1 protein-coding gene and 1 pseudogene are annotated in these 1,931 nt (G+C 64.6%); both read left to right on the plus strand.

Annotated features, from left to right (window positions below; all coding sequences use genetic code 11):
* Positions 1-93: 93 nt before the first annotated feature.
* Positions 94-499: pseudogene (locus tag ACFYZE_RS36070) on the plus strand (hypothetical protein); the annotation flags it as partial.
* 575 nt (positions 500-1,074) lie between these two features.
* Positions 1,075-1,797 carry a MerR family transcriptional regulator gene (locus tag ACFYZE_RS36075; RefSeq protein WP_389003925.1) on the plus strand — a complete coding sequence of 241 codons (723 nt, stop codon included), beginning with the start codon at positions 1,075-1,077 and terminating at the stop codon, positions 1,795-1,797.
* Positions 1,798-1,931 lie beyond the last annotated feature (134 nt).

Below are 1,931 nucleotides of genomic sequence, written 5' to 3' on the forward strand. Positions count from 1 at the left end.
AACGACGCGACGACATCCACGAGGCCTTCCTCGGCCTCGCCACCTGCCTGATCACCTACCGCCACGTCCAACGCCTTTGTTAGGACCTCTAAGTGCACCCCCGGAGCTACCTCGCCGGCCGTCACGCAGGCGACCCTGAAGTCGACGATCTGCCGCAAGGGCGGCTACAGCCAGCGGTGTCCGCCCGCCTGTCTCCGTCACAAGCAGAGAGAAGAAGCTGAACGCCGCCTCTTACGGCTACACCGGCCGCAGGGCAGATGCAGAGGACGACTACCTGATCAACTTGCAGCTCGGGGGTGACCCCAACGACGAGCGCAACCTTTGGGTTGAGCCCGCCGATCCTGGCCACAAGTCCGGGGGCGGCACCGACAACAAGAAGGACCCGGTGGAGACGAAGCTGCACACCGCGGTCTGCGACGGCAAGGTCACCCTCGCCGCCGCCCAGCGCGCCATTGCCGGCGACTGGACCACCGCCCTGTCCGCATTGGGCTTGAATTGACGGTGCCATGCCGTCGCGGCCGTCGGTCCCGGCCTGGGATCTGTTCTCGTGGACAGATGCCCATTCGAGGCACGTCGATACGGCTGTCCTGAAGAGACTGCGTGTGTGCCGGGAATGTGGCAGCGTGGATACGCGCCGGGGCCGTCACTTCCCCCGTGGTGACGCGTCCGGCGTCATTTGGAACGCCTAACACAATGAGGTGATCGGTCCTGGTGGTGAGCCGAGGCGCGATAGGTGTCACCACGGCAGGCTCGTTGTCACTTCGCATCGGAGCTTGGCTGTGTGTTCCGGCAACGCCGGTGCAGGCCAGTCACCTCGTACCGCAGATGTGTGGGGAGTTGCTCAGCAGCGACGCTGCGTGAGCACGACCATTCCACGCTCGGCACCGCTTCGGGCCAGGCGGTGGTCCACGCGGATCATGCGATGGGTCGTCAGACGTAGGTCGCCGAGCATCTGCGGTGCAGCAAGGTTCGAGTGATCCAGCCGCAAGCCGGCGTTGAGCCCCCCACCTTCCCGAAGACGGCAACTGCCGTCAGGATGGGCAATGGCACTATCCATCAGGTACGGGGAGCTCCATGAGGATCTCGGAACTCAGCCGCCGCAGCGGCGTGTCCATCCCGACGATCAAGTACTACCTCCGGGAAGGGATGCTGCCCCGGGGACAACTCGCCACCGTCACTCGGGCGGACTATGGCGAAGAGCACCTGCACCGCCTCCGGTTGATTCGCACACTTATCGGTGTGCGACAGCTGTCGGTCGGTGCGGTCAAGGAGATTCTGGGTGCCATAGCGGAGGAGCGCGATCTGCACCAGATCATTGGAATCCTGATCGATGCTCGGCCGGCCTCGCTGGACGAGAATCACGAGCAGGAGGAGCGGGTAGCGCAGAAAGAGAAGGGCCCGGGCGTCGCCGACGCGCGCAGGTTGATCAGCGAAATGGGCTGGGAGGTCGATCCCGATACCGCCGCCGTCGAGAGCCTTGGCGATGTTCTGGATGCCCTTTCGGTGCTGGGCGCGGACATCGGCTGGCAGACCCTGCTGCCCTACGCGCGACTGGCCGACCGCATCTCGGAACTAGACATGGAGCAGATCAACGGTACCTCGGGACTGATGGAGCTCGCCGAACGCGCGGTGCTGGTGTGTGTCCTACTGGAACCGGCATTGCTTGCCCTGCGTCGCCTTGCCGCGGAGGACAAATCCGCCTGTCTGTTCAGCGGCAGCGCGGGGAGCCGGGAGGAGAGTGGGGCAGAGACGGCCAGGACGCCCTCTGCTTCTGCAAGCCCTCCGACGCCCGCGTAGACGCCATTTCTGTAGCAACTGCCGCGGCAGAAGCCAAGTTGAGCTGACCCCGGATTCGTGGAGTCCCTGAAACCAGGCTTATGATCCTGGCCCGAAGGAGAACCACGAGCAGTGCCAGCACCACGCAAATACCC

Origin of the sequence: Streptomyces sp. NPDC001796, from assembly GCF_042892355.1 — a bacterium.
In the GTDB taxonomy this organism is placed as follows: domain Bacteria; phylum Actinomycetota; class Actinomycetes; order Streptomycetales; family Streptomycetaceae; genus Streptomyces.